The 17,261-nt window shown below is 42.8% G+C and carries 17 protein-coding genes; 8 read left to right on the top strand and 9 right to left on the bottom strand.

Translation table 11 applies throughout. The features are described from left to right. From HY58_RS04130 to HY58_RS04145, 4 genes are all read right to left on the bottom strand, one after another. Window positions 1-609, bottom strand: coding sequence for a matrixin family metalloprotease (locus HY58_RS04130; protein WP_172644597.1), 609 nt, complete (start codon window positions 607-609; stop codon window positions 1-3). A 333-nt stretch (window positions 610-942) separates the two neighbouring features. Then, window positions 943-1,926: a YpdA family putative bacillithiol disulfide reductase gene (locus HY58_RS04135; RefSeq protein WP_039129627.1), complete on the bottom strand. Its 984-nt coding sequence runs from the start codon at window positions 1,924-1,926 to the stop codon at window positions 943-945. A gap of 1 nt (window position 1,927) precedes the next feature. Further along, window positions 1,928-2,998 (bottom strand): 3-oxoacyl-ACP synthase III family protein, encoded by a 1,071-nt coding sequence (locus HY58_RS04140; protein ID WP_039128440.1) that lies wholly within the window; start codon window positions 2,996-2,998, stop codon window positions 1,928-1,930. Window positions 2,999-3,064: 66 nt separating this feature from the next. Then, window positions 3,065-3,619, bottom strand: coding sequence for a DUF1415 domain-containing protein (locus HY58_RS04145; RefSeq protein WP_039128443.1), 555 nt, complete (start codon window positions 3,617-3,619; stop codon window positions 3,065-3,067). Window positions 3,620-3,687: 68 nt separating this feature from the next. Here HY58_RS04145 and HY58_RS04150 point away from each other — a divergent pair, with 68 nt between their 5' ends. Further along, a complete protein-coding gene (locus HY58_RS04150; RefSeq protein ID WP_039128446.1) occupies window positions 3,688-4,857 on the top strand; it encodes a class I SAM-dependent RNA methyltransferase in 1,170 nt (389 codons plus the stop codon). An 11-nt stretch (window positions 4,858-4,868) separates the two neighbouring features. Continuing rightward, a complete protein-coding gene (locus HY58_RS04155; protein WP_039128450.1) occupies window positions 4,869-5,096 on the top strand; it encodes a CDGSH iron-sulfur domain-containing protein in 228 nt (75 codons plus the stop codon). A gap of 41 nt (window positions 5,097-5,137) precedes the next feature. Here HY58_RS04155 and HY58_RS04160 read toward each other — a convergent pair whose 3' ends face one another. Next, a complete protein-coding gene (locus tag HY58_RS04160; protein WP_039128453.1) occupies window positions 5,138-5,878 on the bottom strand; it encodes a hypothetical protein in 741 nt (246 codons plus the stop codon). Window positions 5,879-6,204: 326 nt separating this feature from the next. Here HY58_RS04160 and HY58_RS04165 point away from each other — a divergent pair, with 326 nt between their 5' ends. After that, window positions 6,205-6,780 carry a hypothetical protein gene (locus HY58_RS04165; protein ID WP_039128456.1) on the top strand — a complete coding sequence of 192 codons (576 nt, stop codon included), beginning with the start codon at window positions 6,205-6,207 and terminating at the stop codon, window positions 6,778-6,780. A gap of 97 nt (window positions 6,781-6,877) precedes the next feature. On the opposite strand, the gene HY58_RS04170 is transcribed toward HY58_RS04165, so the two are convergent. The 3 genes from HY58_RS04170 to sucC all read right to left on the bottom strand — a co-directional run bounded on the left by HY58_RS04170 (window position 6,878) and on the right by sucC (window position 12,130). Continuing rightward, a complete protein-coding gene (locus tag HY58_RS04170) occupies window positions 6,878-7,648 on the bottom strand; it encodes a family 16 glycosylhydrolase (RefSeq protein WP_039128460.1) in 771 nt (256 codons plus the stop codon). Window positions 7,649-7,751: 103 nt separating this feature from the next. Then, the gene (locus HY58_RS04175; RefSeq protein ID WP_039128463.1) at window positions 7,752-10,562 is read right to left on the bottom strand and encodes a PKD domain-containing protein; all 2,811 of its coding nucleotides are present in this window, start codon (window positions 10,560-10,562) and stop codon (window positions 7,752-7,754) included. Window positions 10,563-10,912: 350 nt separating this feature from the next. Beyond that, the gene (gene sucC / locus HY58_RS04180; protein ID WP_039128466.1) at window positions 10,913-12,130 is read right to left on the bottom strand and encodes an ADP-forming succinate--CoA ligase subunit beta; all 1,218 of its coding nucleotides are present in this window, start codon (window positions 12,128-12,130) and stop codon (window positions 10,913-10,915) included. A 51-nt stretch (window positions 12,131-12,181) separates the two neighbouring features. On the opposite strand from sucC, the gene HY58_RS04185 reads away from it, so the two are divergent. Continuing rightward, window positions 12,182-12,685: a Sua5/YciO/YrdC/YwlC family protein gene (locus tag HY58_RS04185; RefSeq protein ID WP_039128468.1), complete on the top strand. Its 504-nt coding sequence runs from the start codon at window positions 12,182-12,184 to the stop codon at window positions 12,683-12,685. Continuing rightward, window positions 12,685-13,692 carry a glycosyltransferase family 9 protein gene (locus HY58_RS04190; protein WP_039128470.1) on the top strand — a complete coding sequence of 336 codons (1,008 nt, stop codon included), beginning with the start codon at window positions 12,685-12,687 and terminating at the stop codon, window positions 13,690-13,692. The genes HY58_RS04185 and HY58_RS04190 overlap by 1 nt, the downstream gene beginning before the upstream one ends. A gap of 36 nt (window positions 13,693-13,728) precedes the next feature. On the opposite strand, the gene HY58_RS04195 is transcribed toward HY58_RS04190, so the two are convergent. After that, window positions 13,729-14,187: a DUF1801 domain-containing protein gene (locus tag HY58_RS04195; RefSeq protein ID WP_039128473.1), complete on the bottom strand. Its 459-nt coding sequence runs from the start codon at window positions 14,185-14,187 to the stop codon at window positions 13,729-13,731. Between the two features lie 42 nt (window positions 14,188-14,229). On the opposite strand from HY58_RS04195, the gene HY58_RS04200 reads away from it, so the two are divergent. The 3 genes from HY58_RS04200 to miaA are packed head-to-tail and all read left to right on the top strand — an operon-like array spanning window position 14,230 to window position 17,191. Further along, window positions 14,230-15,648: a CCA tRNA nucleotidyltransferase gene (locus HY58_RS04200; RefSeq protein ID WP_039128476.1), complete on the top strand. Its 1,419-nt coding sequence runs from the start codon at window positions 14,230-14,232 to the stop codon at window positions 15,646-15,648. A 41-nt stretch (window positions 15,649-15,689) separates the two neighbouring features. Then, window positions 15,690-16,253 carry a hypothetical protein gene (locus HY58_RS04205; RefSeq protein ID WP_039128480.1) on the top strand — a complete coding sequence of 188 codons (564 nt, stop codon included), beginning with the start codon at window positions 15,690-15,692 and terminating at the stop codon, window positions 16,251-16,253. Window positions 16,254-16,258: 5 nt separating this feature from the next. Continuing rightward, the gene (gene miaA / locus HY58_RS04210; protein WP_039128483.1) at window positions 16,259-17,191 is read left to right on the top strand and encodes a tRNA (adenosine(37)-N6)-dimethylallyltransferase MiaA; all 933 of its coding nucleotides are present in this window, start codon (window positions 16,259-16,261) and stop codon (window positions 17,189-17,191) included. Window positions 17,192-17,261: the final 70 nt, after the last annotated feature.

Below are 17,261 nucleotides of genomic sequence, written 5' to 3' on the forward strand. Positions count from 1 at the left end.
TCAGTTGATCCAGTTCTTCCAGATAAGACATTCGTAGGATTTGTCAGGTCCTTTAATTTCGCGGAGTACTCCCTGGTAAACAGGATTCATAACTGCGCGTGGACTGAATTTTAGTTGTCCGTTTTTTTGCAGTTCTCCTTTTCCATAATGACCTAAGCCAAGGGCATGCCCCGTTTCATGAAGTGCAACCGATTCGATATCGTAATCGGTAGATGAAGAAGTGGTCCAGTTAAAATTGTTATTGTAATAGGTTTCCTGGAAAGCGATATCATTAGCACCATTTTTATCAATATCAGTCGGCATGCCATTCTCATCAAAGAATATCAATGTGAATGTTGCGGCCAGTATATATCCTGCCCCGCCTGATACGATCTGATCAAAAAATGCAGCATCTAAAAATCCGGCATGAACAATGTCTGCCATATAATTCTGGCTCCCACCAAAGCCGAGTAACGACGATATATAACCGACAGCGCCTGCAGGCTGCAATTTACGGAAGCTTAAACGGGAGCAATTTGTGCCAGCCCAACTGTTCATTGCCCTGTCAAAAGCTGCTGATTGCTGTTGGATATTGCTGCCTGAATTTGTGCTGTATCTATTAGCTACCATATAGCTTAATCCCTGCCCACTCTGCCTCCTTGGGTCCCTTGCTACGAACGCACTCGAGGGCCTCGTTTTTTTATCATTATACAAAATTGCTTTGCCCGCAGAACTTGCATTTCGTGCACCCAGGTATTCAACTTTATAAAGAACAGGACGATGTTTTTTTAAGGAAGAGTTTTTTGCAATTTGAGAAAGAGATGTCCCGGGAAGATCAATTTGATTAGTGTCGGAATGTTTAGAACATGAGGACATTAAGAGGTATGCGGATGCCCCGATTACGCATTTGGATAAAGGTCCCATAAAGAGGTTTTGAGGGTGAGATAGCTACCTAAATATAATTCATTTTTCCCTTCTCCTGATGTGGGCCATTATCCTTTTGGCATGTATCCTTGAATTTTCTATGAAGAGACTGTGCGTATCCATGCCTCCGCAGATTACACCGGCCAGATAGATTCCCTCAATATTCGTTTCATGTGTTTTCTCGTTGTAATACGGTTTTCTGACTGGGGCTTTTGAAAGTTTAATACCTGTTTTTTTCAGAAAGCTAAGGTTGGGTTCATACCCCGTCATAGCAATCACCCTGTCATTGGGAATAGTTATCATTCCATCGGGGGTTTGAATATCCATTTCATGTTCACGAATAGCAGCAACAGTGCTTTCAAAATAAGCTTTAATGGAACCTTCTTTAATTCTGTTTATGATATCGGGCCTCACCCAATACTTCACTCTTTTACCAATTTCCGGCTGTCTTACAACCATGGTTACAATTGCACCCTTACGCCATGTTTCAAGGGCAGCATCAACAGCAGAATTCTGGGCGCCAATGATGGCTACTTGTTGGAATGCGTAAAAATGAGGATCCTTATAATAATGGGTAACTTTCGGCAGGTCTTCACCTTCTACATTGAGACGGTATGGAATATCGTAAAAGCCTGTTGCTATAATTATATTGTTAGCAGTATAATTGGTCTTCGCGGTTCGAACCGTGAAATTGAGGACTTGTTTCTTTACAGCCAACACCTCTTCAAATAATTTCAGATTGATCTCATTACTTACTGTTACCCTTCGGTAATATTCCAGGGCCTCCGCACGCGTTGGCTTCGCGTTATTCGAAACAAAGGGGACATTACCGATTTCCAACCTTTCCGAGGTGGAAAAAAAGGTCATATTGGTAGGATAGTTATAGAGCGAGTTTACAAGGCAACCCTTTTCCAGAACTACATAACTAAGTCTGGATCTTTTTGCTTCCAGCGCACAAGCCAAACCAATGGGTCCTCCACCGATAATGATGACCTGGTAATGTTCAGCCTTGGGTTTGATCATACTAGTATCGGTAACAAACTGCATTAATATTCATACCAGCTCCAACGGATGCAAATAAAATAATATCTCCCTTCTGAAGGTGGTGATCAGGCAACTCATCTCGCTTTACCAGGTCATACAGGGTGGGGATAGTTGCCACCGAACTGTTTCCCAACCATTGTATGCTCATGGGCATAATTTTTTCAGGCGTTACGCGCTGACCATAGAGCTTATAGAAATTTTTAATGATCACCTCATCCATTTTTTCATTTGCCTGGTGAATGAAAATTTTCTTCAGATCAGCTATGGAAACTCCGGCTTTGTCAAGGCAACCCTTCATTGCTGCGGGTACCTGTGTAATCGCATATTCATATACTTTCCTTCCCTTCATCTTAATATAACGATGGTTCTCTACACATCCCGGAATATAGGATATGCCAAAATCAATAAAATCCATTTCCACCGTGCAGTCTGACTGTGCTGCCGAACCCAATATGCCGGTATCTCCGGCATCCTCTTTATATTCAAGTACAGTTGCACCGGCTCCATCGGCAAATATCATACTGTCTCTGTCATGTGTATCTATTACTCTCGAAAGGGTTTCCGATCCTATCACCAATGCCTTGCTGGCTGCACCCGCTTTAAAGAAAAGATCGGCCTGGATAACTCCCTGTAACCATCCCGGACAACCGAAAAGAATATCGTATGCAACACAGGCCGGATTTTTTATTCCCAGGTGGTGTTTCACTCTTGAAGCCAGTGATGGAACGGCATCAGACTGTATGCTTCCAGTCTGGATATCTCCGTAATTATGCGCAACGATGATATAGTCAAGTGTTTCAGGGTCTATTGCACTATCTGAAATAGCTATACGTGAAGCTTCCAATGCCATTGCGGATGCCGTAAGGTTTTCCTCGGCATATCTTCTTTCTTCGATACCGGTAATCTGGCGGAATTTCTCCGTAACTTCTGCAGGAGGAGTTTGAATCGGTTGACCATCCTCGGTATAGAAAACATGGTGTCCAAATGCGTCATTCTTGATGATCCGGTTGGGAATATATTTTCCGGTTCCCGTTATTATCGTTCTTTTCATTTCAAAATCAGGCACATAAGCATGCCGGCTTAAAGTTCGCAGATTTTTGGTTTCAACATAAAAATATTAAAAACAACTGTCCCGCAACATTTTCATATAGGTTGTTCCTTTCTCCCTTGCAAAGCGGATATTGTTGTCTGGTATCTCATCAGCATTACCACTGTAATGTTCCAAAGCTATTTCAATGCTTTCCTCCCGAAGCAGGTGAAGCATTGGATAAGGTGAGCGGTTGGTATAATTGGCTGCATCCGTTGCAGGCTCACCCGCAAAATGATATTTAGGATGAAAACTTGCCACCTGGTATATTCCTTCATAGCCCTTTTCTATAATAAGGTTTTCCGCGAGCTCCAAAAACTGCAGATAGTCCTGGAACTCCTCAAAAGCGTATGGAAGAATGATAAGAGTTGTTTCTGTATTGGGATCGGCATCCAAATGCAGGCACTCCTCATGGAATGATTGCAGTAAAAGGACCGGATCATGACTCTCCTGAACCATGAAGCGAACAGTTCCTCGCTTCATCTCCCGTTCAGCGAATGGACAAAAATTACATCCGATCACAACTTTGTAGATCCATGTTTTTGTTTGCTGAATGATCTCGTCTATTGTATAGTGATTGCTCATAATATGGAACTGTTGCAAAATTAGTACAGAATGAAAGAAGTTGATCCCCGTACGTTACTTTTGCTGGAATGAGTCATTTTACACGGCGTAGCAGGATTTTCATCACCTGTAATAAGAGATTGTCACCTTTCCTGAAAATGGAAGTGGAAGCCCTGGGATATACAGTTAAAGATGTACTGTCTACGGGTTTATTCATGGAAGGGACCTTGGCTGATTGTATCAGACTCAACCTCAACCTGCGAACGGCAAGCCAGGTGATGTATTCCCTCAAAAGATTCGCATGTTTTGATCCAGACGGACTGTATAGATCGGCCCGCGAAGTTGATTGGGAGAAAGTGATTCCTGCCGACGGATACTTTTCTGTTTCCAGTAATGTGTATCATGAAACGATCCGTACTGATATGTTCGCTAATGTCAGGATAAAGGATGCTATCGTTGATGTTTTGCGCGAAAAAACAGGGAAAAGACCGGATTCAGGTCCTCTGCTCGATAATACCGTCATCTATTTATTCTGGAAGAACGACCAGGCAGAACTTTTCATTGACAGCTCCGGTGAAACCCTTGCAAAGCATGGGTACAGGAAAATACCAGGTAAAGCTCCTATGCTGGAAGCACTGGCGGCTGCAAACCTCCTGGCAACCAACTGGAACAGGCAATCGCCAATGATAAATCCAATGTGCGGTTCTGGTACGCTGGCAATTGAAGCAGCTTTGCTTGCTACTTCGCGTATGCCCGGACTTCTCAGGAATAATTATGCATTTATGCATATTCACGGATATGATCATACGCTATATGAAAAGGAGATGGCTTTATTGAGGGCAAAGGTGAGAGAAGTACCCGGATTAAAAATTTATGCTTCGGATATCAGCGCCGATGCCATTAATGTATCTAAGATCAATGCTGGTATGGCCGGCGTTGAGAATTATATTGAATATTTTCAGGGCGATTTTGCGGAGGCACCTTTCCCTGAAGAAGGAGGTGGCATTGTAATAATTAATCCGGAATATGGTGAGCGTTTGGGGGAGGAGGCTGAACTGGAAGAAACCTATAAACGGATAGGGGATTTTATGAAAAAACGCTGTCGGGGCTATACTGGTTATGTTTTCACAGGTAATCTCGAACTCGCAAAAAAGATCGGATTAAAAGCAAGCCGTCGCATCGAATTTTTCAATGGCAAAATAGACTGCCGGCTGCTGGAATATGAATTGTATTCAGGAACAAAAAGAACAAGCGTATAAATTATATAAATATGGCAACTACAATTATTACAGTCAACAACAACGGATCATTACGCGTGGAAGGCGATTTTGAGATCCGCGATAAGGAAGGGAACATTTATGATCTTGGGGGAAGAGAATTAGTAAGTATATGTCGATGTGGTATGTCACAGAACAAACCCTTCTGTGATGGATCGCATAAAGGGCATTTTGAGCATGAGGCAAAAGCATTTGCGCTGCCACCAAAGAAAACAATCTGATGTAGAAAGGCTGCCAGTTTCATTGGCAGCCTTTTTTTGTTTTATTGTTTATTGACGCTAAGATCAGGTCTTAATACCCTCAATTCACTTCTGGAATTTTTAGTCCACTCATTCAGTTTATTTACTTCCCTGTACCAACTGCCGGTTCCATTTACTTTATCATACAGGTCAGTTAGTTTTTCATCGTAGTCGAGTTCTTCCCATTTCTCAAAATAGCGGACACTGGCATACATATTCAGGGGTCCGCTGGCTACGGGGCGGTATATATCCACATCAAACTTTGATCCCCCGGCAATTCGGGCATCTTTTAGTTTTTTGAGTATATCCCTGGTATCGCCCCAGCTTCCGTTTTGAAATTCGCGGTATGTAACCTGCAGAAATTTCAGCTTTCTATCCGTTTTTGCCATACTAAGGTCATTCACCCTTCGTAAGTGGCTTACTTCGGCTTTAACGGAAATAGCGTCCAGGGCCTGCTCATCTGCCATTCTCGCTGCCTCGCCTTTGGGACTTGTCATAGGCTGGTCCAGGTCTTTGTAAGATAAAGGTCCGGTAACCACGGCATAGGAACCTGTGTTAGGTCCGGTAATAATTTCATAGATCCGGAAGCTAAAACCGGGATAATGTGTTTTGAGGAAGGCGGGAAGCTTTTTTTCGAAATCGGCTCTTTTGTCAAGTTTTATCTGGATAATGTTTGTCCAGAATACGTTGTTGTTGTCTTCCTGCGAAAATGCAAATGAAAGGGATGCTGCAATGGCCAGCACCATCATGATTGATCGTTTCATAACTATGGTTTTGGGTTTAAAAAAGCGAATGAATGCAACAGGTGCAGATGCAGATTTTCAACACAAAACCGGAGATCACTGATCGTAAAGAGGGTAAGGATAACGGTTAGGTAAAAGATAATGATAAAATGGTAAAAAACAAAGAAAGTACGGTATAAATTATTTGAATTCTACTTAAGGAAAAGGCTTGAACGAGTATGCTTTAAGCGGAGTTAAAGTTAAGTTGAATGCCTTCTAATACGAAGGATTTTCGGAAGATATCCGTAGGATGTCCGTAGGATGTTTTTTATTTAGGATTATATTATATTAGTAATAAATTAATTTATATGGCCGACGGTAGTTATAATATTATAATGCAGCGTATATCAGGTTCAATTGGAAAAACTATTGTATACCGCGATTATAGGGGAAAGACTGTAGTGAGCAAACACCCGAACATGAGTAAAGTGGTTCGCTCTCCCGCGCAACGTGCCTCCAATGCATTATTTAGTAAGGCTATGAAACATGCCAGGGAAATTCTTACTGATCCGGTTAAGAGGGAGGAGGTAATGGAAAGGATCAAATATCTTAAGGATAAAGGCTACCGAAGAGCCTGCAGTGTGCTGGTAAAAGAGTATATTAATAAGCACAAAGTTCTCTCACAAAGGGCGGTTGAAAAACTGGCGGTAGAGAAATTTGGATCCTTTCCACTGTCTCTACGCCAGCTAAATGGATTAATTTATCTGGCAAGATTTGGTGAACTAAGCAATTCAATTTACCAGAATATCAATAAGGTATCTAAAGCTACGGCTACCCGTGATTTGAAGGATATAATCAGTATGGGCATTCTTATTGGTGAGGGTAAAGGAGCGGGTGCAAAATACATATTTGCAAAAAATATGAACCCTAAAGAAGTTGAATAATTGGCTCATGTACCCCCATTAATTGGATCATAAATGCAAATAATTGGCTCATGGAACCTGGAATTGGCTCATGAGTATTAGAGGAGGCTCACCACCTTTACTGGTATACCCGTACATAATCAACCTCCATATGTTGAGGCCATATCTTATCATCTATTCCTTTCTGTCCACCCCAGTTGCCGCCAACCGCCAGGTTCAGCAATAAGTGGAATCGCTGGTCAAAAGGCCAGACATCGGGATCATTCTTCTCTTTTGTGAAACGGAAAACTTCTTTTTTGTCGACCAGGAAAATGATCTCATTCTCCTTCCAGTCAATTGCGTAAATATGGAAGTTTTCATGTGTGTCGGATAGAAATATTCCCTTGGTTTTCTGTGTGCCGATGGAGTGATTATAGGATTTTGTATGTACACTAAAGAAAACGGAGTCTGGCATATATCCTACAAACTCCATGATATCGATTTCCCCGCTTGCGGGCCAGTCGCCATATTTCCAGTCTGTTGGCAGCATCCATATAGCGGGCCAGGTTCCTAATCCTTTTGGAAGTCTGGCCCTGACTTCAATGCGACCATATTTCCAGTCGCCCTTGTTTTTGGTGATCATCCTTGCCGAGCTGTATTTGCCCTCACCTGTTTTACGGGCGGTTATGAATAATGATCCATTGCGAACCACTGCATTATTGGAATCTGCGTTTGTGTATAACTGCTTTTCGTTGTTTCCCCATCCATGATCACCAACATCATAATTCCATTTCGTGGAATCGGGCAGTCCGGCTTTGTTAAACTCATCTGACCACACAGGCTTTTGACTAACGCAGGCAGATAATGATAGCAGCAAACAACTGAGCAGTATAAAATTTAATTTATTCATGGCAACTGATCTTGGATTTAAAGTTAGCGGTAAAAAAGATGGGAGTATAAAAAAAGCAGGCACTTCTAAGTACCTGCTTTGGGATGTTTAAAGGGGTTTAATTTTATTTACTTCCTGGGATGAGTTTGCCGGTTACAATATGTGATCCAATTACAAGACGATAGAATAGTGGTTCTCTTCTTGCTCCATGGATCCTATACTTGACAGAATTGGTAACACCTGCATTAACATTTCCACTGAATGCGATAGCAACTTTTCTTCCCAGCAGATCATACATTTCTATTGTTGCTTTGTCACTGACAGGTGAAATGAAATTGAAGTTCACCTCATCCAGATAAGGGTTTGGATATGCCTTCAGGATTATACTTTCCGGAACATCAGATAATGTTCCCTGGATTGAAGGTGCTGCCACAGTTATCAATGGTGCTTTACATTCTGATACTAGTATGTTTCCTGCAGTATTATTATCAACAACGCCATTCACTTTAGAGATGAAATAGAATTGACAATTTGCTGTTGGCATTGTTCCACCAATGATGGACTTGGTATCATACTTCACGGAAATAACCACCATTTGTCCTGGTGTGAGGCCGGTGAATGATATGGTTGCATTTCCTGGCTGATTTCTGACCTCTGCACCAGTTGCGATTTTTGTACATTCACTACTGAATCCAAATACTTGTCCTTTTTGGATACTGAATGGTTTCAGGGTTGGATTGCAAACATTGTATTGAATGATATCAACAGTGAAGGATGCGGCCGGAGCAACAATACTAGTGTAGTAGAAGAATACACCCGGTGTTGCATTAGAAATAGTTGACCTGTTACCTTTTGTTGCGCGTGTTATGCAAATCTTATCCAAAGGTGGCTGTCCATTCAGGAAGGAGTTGCATGTTGTAGAAGTCGGATAGATAAGGCCGTTGCAATTGGTGGATGTTACATCAATTGATGCTACTGCATAACATCCAAGTGCTGATGTTCCTTTCACATAATAAGTGCCTGATTGGTTAATGTTCTGGATGTCTGAACCGGTAATCTCATTGCTCAGAACATTATTCAGATATGTTCTCCAATACGTGTATGTGAGTCCGCTTGTTGTTCCCTCTTCGCTTATAGTTGTTGACAAATCCACCACCCCTGGCGCACAAACTGCTTCTGGCTGATTAATTACAATAACCGGCGTTGGTTCTACGGTGATCCTCACCGCATTGGATGCTGCTTCGGCACACACGCCGCTCTTGACGATGACCCTGAACCAGGTATCGGCGGAGAGGGCATCGGAAGTATAGGTGGCAGCGGTATGTGCTATTGTGGTCCATGGAGCATCTCCTGTTGGAGAAGACTCCCATCGCTGGATGGTACCCACTTGTCCGGTCAAACTCAACTGACCGCTGGTGCTTCCTTCACATACTGTTTTGGCACCTGTTAAAGTTCCTCCATTTGTTTGAGCGTCCACGGTGATGGTGACGGGATCGGCGGTTGCCGGACCACAACCATTGCCGGTGCAGCTATAGGTTGCCCTGTAGTACATGGTGCCTGGGGTTGCGGTGGATGGTGCAAAGGTCTCACCATTTTCGTTTGGTATGTCGGTGAACTCGGTATTGTTGGTACTGGACTGCCACTGGATGGTGCAGGTACCGGTTCCGTTAGCGGCGGTAGCGGTGATGGTGGCATCTCCTCCGATGCAGACCGTGGTATTGGGTGCATCCAGGGTGATGGTTGGATCGGCCGTTACGGTTAAACTAGCAGGAGCTGAATTAACAGGAGAACAACTACCACTTGTTAATACTGCTCTATATAAATATCCATTTTGAATATTAGAAACACCTGTTAGGGTTAATGTTGTTGTTGTTGTACCACTGTAAATACCAACATTGGAAAGATTAGTAAAGGAAGTCCCATTATTTATACTTACCTGCCATTGAATGTTTGGTGTTGGGAAACCTCCGGAATGAGCAACCGTAAATGATGTAGTTGCACCTTGGCAAACAGTTTTATTGGTTGGTTGGGTAGTAATAGACGGTGCAATGCAACAACTGGCTACCGCCACTACATATGATTGTACATCCTGCTTGGTAGGGTTGGATGCATCATTGGCAGTTAAGGTTACTGTATAGTTTCCAGCGCTTGCATAGGTATGTGTAGGATTGGGTATACTGGAAGTTGCAGAGCCATCTCCAAAATTCCAGGTATATGTGTAAGGTGTAGTACCACCCGTAGTAAGATTGGTAAATGCGATGGTCTGTGCAATGTTTCCCGTATTACAACTTCCACTCCATCCGAAATTTGCAATTAATGGCCCCACAACCTTAATAGGCGTGGGATAGTAAAAACATTTTGGTGTTAAACTGGCGCAATTATATGTTCGGGTAGTACTATTATAATATGTACAAACAGCATATACAGGACTTCCATTAACAATAGCAGGTGCATTATTATCCCATGCCGTAAATACATCCCTTAATTCTATTGTGGCGCCACATGTCCAGGTTACAGGGTCATTAAGAAGTACAACACTTTTCGGACCACTGCTAAATGTTTGTGCATAACATTCATCAATTACCTGAACATGCTGCTCATTGATATAAACCCTTCCGGTTATTAGAAATCCATAACGTTCATTAGAAGTTACATTGAAATTCACCTTAAGGTATGCTGTAACCTGGCTACCCGGTGTACAATTACTTGATAAAGGATTACCAGCAGCATCCACAAGGACAACGCTCTGAATAGTGATATCCCCTGAGGTACAATTGTCATTTGGTTTTACGTTACATGGACTCTGCCCAACTGCAATTCCCCAGCCAAAAATTAAAAAGGATGTCAGGAAAAGATAAAATGATTTTTTTACAGACGCAGCGCAGTTTACAAGCGTAAACATAGGCATGCCAAAAGCTTGAGTAAGAAGTCTCATACTCTAATGGTTTAGGGGGTGTAAATTATCGTCTCGGTTTAGGCAATAGGACAGGATTCTCAAAACGGGGAGGCTTTGAAAATACTCGTCAATTCTTCAATAAAATTGTCAGGTTACTTAGGGACAGATAAGGTTTTAATAAAGCGGGGTTATTAATTCAAGGCACCTAAAGTTTGGAGACGATCAGGTAGGGCTTTTTGAAATAATTGCAGTTAAAATACAAACAATTTTAATATCATATAGGATTTTCCACAATATTTTTTTTGATGGGGAGTATTTATACGATCGCCTTTCACCTAAAAAAAATCCCGGCCAAATCTGACCGGGATTGAAGTTTATTTCTTATGATGTTAGGCAGCAGTAACCGCTTTATTCACCAGGTCAGCCGCCTCACTTAACATGATGGCACTCTGTACTTTTAATCCACTCTCATCAATCAATTGCTTAGCCTCAGCTGCATTGGTTCCCTGAAGTCTCACTATAATAGGAACTTCAATATTTCCCATATTCTTATAGGCATCTATAACGCCCTGGGCTACACGATCACAACGTACAATCCCCCCGAATATATTTATCAGGATTGCTTTTACCTTCGGATCCTTCAGGATAATACGGAAACCGGCCTCCACAGTCTGCGCATTGGCTGATCCTCCAACATCCAGAAAGTTCGCCGGCTCACCACCACTTAACTTGATCATGTCCATGGTTGCCATCGCTAATCCGGCACCATTCACCATGCATCCAACATTGCCATCAAGTTTTACAAAATTCAGATTGTATTTTCCCGCTTCCACTTCTGTTGGATCCTCTTCGGATATATCTCGTAGTGATGCTACATCAGCATGACGGGTCAGTGCATTGTCGTCAATATTCATCTTGCAATCAACTGCAATGATCTTTTCATCAGAGGTCTTAAACAATGGATTGATCTCCAGCATCGCACAATCCAATCCCACATATGCATTGTACAAGTTGGTTACAAATTTCACGCAGTTCTTGAATGCTTCCCCACTCAATCCCAGATTGAAAGCTATCTTACGTGCCTGAAATCCCTGCAACAGTCCGCCTGGATGTACCCACTCCTTAAATATTTTTTCCGGTGTATTGTGAGCAACTTCTTCAATATCCATCCCTCCTTCAGTGCTATACATGATTACATTCTGTCCCTTGGCACGGTCCAATAATATGGAGAGATAAAACTCCTTTATCGGATTTGGTCCTTCATAATATACATCCTGTGCAACAAGTACCTTGTTCACTACCTTACCTGCTTCTCCTGTTTGTATGGTAACCAGTGTTCCTCCGAGGATGTTCTGGGCAATCTCTTTAACTGCCTCTGCATTCTTTCCAACAGCAACACCACGCTGCTCTGTTCCGCGGATCTTTCCTTTACCCCTTCCACCAGCATGTATCTGTGCTTTAACAACAGCAAACTTGCTGGAGTATTGGGTGTGGATCTGGCGGTAGGCTTCTTCGGCTTCTCCGGGAGTATTGCAGGCAATGCCTTCCTGCACCGGCACATTATACTTCTTCAGTAATTCCTTGGCTTGGTATTCGTGCAAGTTCATATAGCAAAAATTTCCGGCGAAGATAGGGAAAAGGGGAGCTATTTTTACGGGATGGGAGATTTCAATTCGGATATAGACAACACACTTATATGCCTCCATGGTGGAAGATTGGCCGTTATTCCAACAGAAGCAGGCCTGATGCTTTCAGCTGATGCTACGAATGATCTGGCGGTCATGGCTCTTTTAAGTGTTTACGCCAACGCTCAACAACCCGTTATCCTGATCGCCGATCAAAGAGATTTGCTTCAATTTGTTTCAGCACCAGACCTGGCAGTTTTTGATTTCATTGAAGAACTAAGTCCGGCATCCGCCACCTGGTTCAGTGGGATACTCGGTATCTCCGAACAACTACTTGATGCCAACCGCGCAGCTCCCATAGCACTGGTAAATGATAATTTCAATAATACCCTTATTAAAAGATTTCGTAAACCATTGGTGGTAATTCCTCTTGATAATGCTGCTCTTAATGCAAAAGCCGGAGTTGTTTGCTCTACCCATACATCTGCAATTGCCAATGGATTCAGTTTGTATAATTTCGCTCCATCATCTTACTGATGCAAAAAATCCTGATCATACAAACTGCCTTTATCGGTGATGTAGTGCTTGCTACCGGTATCCTCGAAAAACTTCATAAGTTTTTCCCTGATGCCCGTATTGATTTCCTCCTTCGTAAAGGGAATGAAGGTTTGCTCCGCAACCATCCTTTTTTAAATCAACTGATCATATGGGATAAGAAAGCGGGAAAATTCCGTGACCTGATGCGTATCCTCAAATTGATCCGAATAGAAAAATATGATCGGGTTATTAATGTACAGCGTTTCGCTGCAACCGGTTTCCTTACCACATTCTCAGGTGCCAGGGAAACAAGGGGCTATGATAAAAATCCTTTCAGTAGATTCTTCACAAAATCAATCCCACATATTGTATCAGTTGCCAATAAGTATAAGCATGAAATTGATCGCTGTAATGACCTGATCAAGGATATTACTGATGAAAAAGCATTTCTTCCCAAACTCCACCCTTCCACGGCCGACTTCTCCGAAGTGGAATCATTAAAGTCAGAACCCTATATCGTAATAGCTCCTGCATCAGTATGGTTTACTAAACAATACCCTGTCGAAAAATGGATCTCCTTCATTAAAAGATTGCCACCAGGTCTGAAAATTTATTTGATAGGAGCCCCATCAGACCAACTTCTAGCGCAACAGATCATTGAAAATGTTCGCAATCCTGATTTGGTCTCTCTTTGTGGAAAACTGGACTTTCTCAAATCTGCCGCACTGATGAAAGACGCACTGATGAATTATGTAAATGATTCTGCTCCCATGCATTTTGCATCCTCTGTAAACGCACCCTTGACCGCTATCTATTGCAGCACAATGCCATGGTTTGGATTCGGGCCATTATCGGAAAATTCCACCATTATTCAGACAACTGAACAACTTTCCTGCAGACCCTGCGGTCTTCATGGCCATAAAGCTTGTCCGGAAGGTCATTTCAAATGTGCCCTCACTATTACCGATGAACAACTGCTTTCACCCATGCGCCGTCAGCAATCATAATATTGATATCGATTTTTGCAAGTGATGTTCGTGCGTTTATTTCTGCAAGGAACGCTTATAAATCGCAATCCAATCCTCTACAGTCATTTTAGAACTCAATTCGCCGAGAAGTTCATAAGGTATATGTTCAGCTTTTTTAAAACGAAGACAGCTTTTACCCAAATCCGGTTTAATGGTAGCCTGCTTCATGTATTCTTTCTGAAACCATTCGAGTAGGATGGGATCTGCATAGATGCCCATATGATACACTGCAAAATGATTTTTTTGCGCTGCTATAGCTATAAAAGGTAATGGTAGCCTGGGATCACAATGATATCCTTGCGGAAACAAACTATGTGGTACAACGTAGCCGATCATGCCATAACTCATAACTTCTTCAAAACCCTCCGGCAGATTTTTTTTGATCTCATTCCTGAGTTTTTTGATCACAACCTGCCGCTCTTCTGGCAGCTCGCTGATATATTCAAGTGGTGTACTTGCCTGTGAACTGGCCATTGCTTCAGATTTTACTCTGAAATTAAATTATTTTGCAGCCCAATGGATATCAATTGCACAGAAAAGGAATTGTTTTTACTGAAAAAGATCGCTCATGCGGCAGCCGACCTCCAGATGCCATGCTTTGTGATCGGGGGATTTGTGCGCGATAAATTGCTTGACCGTCCAACTAAGGATGCAGATATAGTTTGTGTTGGGGACGGCATTGATCTTGCCCACCGTGTGGCGGAGAGATTTCAGCCAAAACCACAGGTCGCGTTCTACAAAAACTTTGGAACCGCAGCACTCCGTATCGATGATTTTGAGATCGAATTTGTTGGTGCCCGTAAAGAAAGTTACCGCTATCATAGCCGTAATCCGGAAGTGGCTCCCGGAACACTCGAAGAGGACCAGCTTCGACGCGACTTTACTATTAACGCGATGGCCATCAGCCTTAATCAGCCGGATTATGGCCGCCTGGTTGATCCTTTTGGCGGACAAAAAGACCTGGCTGATAGGATCATCCGAACACCCCTTGAGCCCGGACAAACATTCAGTGATGATCCTCTTCGGATGCTGAGGGCCATAAGGTTCGCGTCGCAGCTTGGATTTCAAATCGACCCGCATACCTGGGAAGGAATCTGCCTGCATGTTGACAGGATCAAGATCATCTCCCAGGAACGTATAACCGAAGAGCTTAATAAGATATTGTTAAGCAGAAAACCTTCTGTGGGACTGGATCTGCTTTACCAGTCGGGCATACTGCATATCATCTTCCCACAAATGGTTGACCTTGCAGGTGCAGAGTATATTGATGGGATGGGTCATAAAGATAATTTCTACCATACCCTGCAGGTAATTGATAATATATCTTCCAATACCGATGACCTCTGGTTAAGGTGGGCAGCATTGCTCCACGATATAGGTAAGCCCCCCACCAAAAAATTTGAGCAGGGTCATGGGTGGACCTTTCATGGACACGAAGTTGTTGGCGGTCGTATGGTTCCCAGGATATTTACCCGGCTAAAACTTCCGCAAAATGAAAAGATGCGTTATGTGAGAAAACTGGTTGAGCTGCATCTTCGCCCCATCTCCTTAACCAAAGAGAATATTACTGATAGTGCCATCCGCCGATTACTTTTTGATGCAGGTGATGATATTGAAGACCTTATGATGCTTTGTTCTGCTGATATCACCTCCAAAAACAAGTTCAAGGTGAAACGCTACCTGGAAAATTTCAACATGGTAAGGCAGCGTTTGGCAGAAGTGGAGGAAAAAGACAGGATGCGCAACTGGCAACCTCCAATTACCGGTGAGCTGATCATGGAAGTTTTCAGTTTACCACCGGGAAAACTGGTAGGGGAGATCAAAAATGCTATCCGGGAGGCAATCCTGGATGGTGACATCGAGAACAGCTATGAGGCTGCCTATGGTTTAATGGTTAAAAAAGCAGCGCAACATAACCTCCACCCCATTCAATAAAAGAAATTGTATTTTACGCACAAATAACAGCATTCATTATTATGGCTATACTGAAGTTCAGGATCTATTTTGAAGAAGATGACAGCGTTTACCGCGATATCGCCATCAGGCATAAACAAAGTTTCCAGGATCTGCACCAGGCCATCCTGAAGGCTTATGAATTTGACAATAAACATGCCGCCACCTTTTATCGTAGCAATGATAGCTGGGCCCGGGGGCGTGAAATCACCCTTGAAAAATACAATAAACAATACCGCGCCGATCCGCTCATTATGAGCGATACAACCATGGGTTCTGAGATCAATGACCCGAACCAGAAGTTCGTTTATGTTTACGATTTCGTTCGCAATTGGGTATTTCATGTTGAACTCATCAATGTTGCCCGGGAAGAAAATCCCAAGATCGAATACCCGGCCACCGTGCGCGTTGAAGGCATAGCACCATCGCAATATGGCACAAAGGGACTGGTAGGAGATAAGCTTGCAGAAATGGAAGAAAAATATGACCTACAGTCTGGTGCAGAAGGGTTTGGTACAGAAGGGGAAGACCTTGGTGATGATGCTGAAGAGTTTGGCGCAGCAGAGAGTACAGAGGAAGAAATTTAAATGAAGTGGAAAAACCTTCCTCTACCTGTATCATTGTTGTTGGCCCCACAGCGGTTGGTAAAACAGCTTTGGCTATACGTATTGCTCAGCACTTTAAAACGGAGATCATTTCAGCTGATTCAAGGCAATGCTACCGCGAACTGAATATTGGAGTTGCTCGCCCGTCAGATATAGAACTTCAGCAGGTAAAGCACCATTTTATTGCTTCCCACAGCATTCGCGATGAAATGAATGCCGCCGCATTCGAATCTTTCGCCCTATCAACCGTAAAGGAGATTTTTAACCGTCATGATACGGTTGTGATGGTTGGCGGCACCGGACTTTATATCAAGGCTTTCACAGATTCACTTGATGAATTACCGCCAATTGATACTGCCCTCCGTAACAATATTGTGGACTCATTCAGGATCTATGGTATTGAATGGTTACAGGAACAAATAAGGGAGAAAGACCCCCTTTATTATCAGACCGGAGAAGTCCAAAACCCACAAAGATTAATGCGGGCACTTGAGGTGGTGATGGCGACGGGGCAAAGTATACGTAACTACCAGTCGGGTAAAAAAGCGATTAGGCCGTTCCGGGTCCTGAAGATAGGTCTCGACCTGCCAAGGGATCTCTTATATCAGCGGATCAATAATCGGGTAGACATGATGATGGAACAAGGACTCCTTGACGAAGTAAATTATATATATGAGAATATGCCTGAACTCATGGCTACATCTCCCCTTCAGACAGTAGGATATTCTGAGCTGTTTGACTATTTGAAAGGTAAAATCGGCTTGCAGGAAGCTATTGAACAAATTAAAGCCCACTCAAGGCAATATGCCAAAAGGCAATTAACATGGTTCAAAAAAGATCTTTCCATACAATGGTTTTCCCCAGGTCAAACTGAAGAAGTTCTCCTGTGGCTGGAAGAAAAAATTAATAGTGGGAAATAAATTCCCCAAAAAATTAAAGTTTTGAATATTTAATATTGGATGGCTGCTTTTAGATAGGCTCGCAATAAAG

Origin of the sequence: Flavihumibacter sp. ZG627 (assembly GCF_000814325.1) — a bacterium.
In the GTDB taxonomy this organism is placed as follows: domain Bacteria; phylum Bacteroidota; class Bacteroidia; order Chitinophagales; family Chitinophagaceae; genus Flavihumibacter.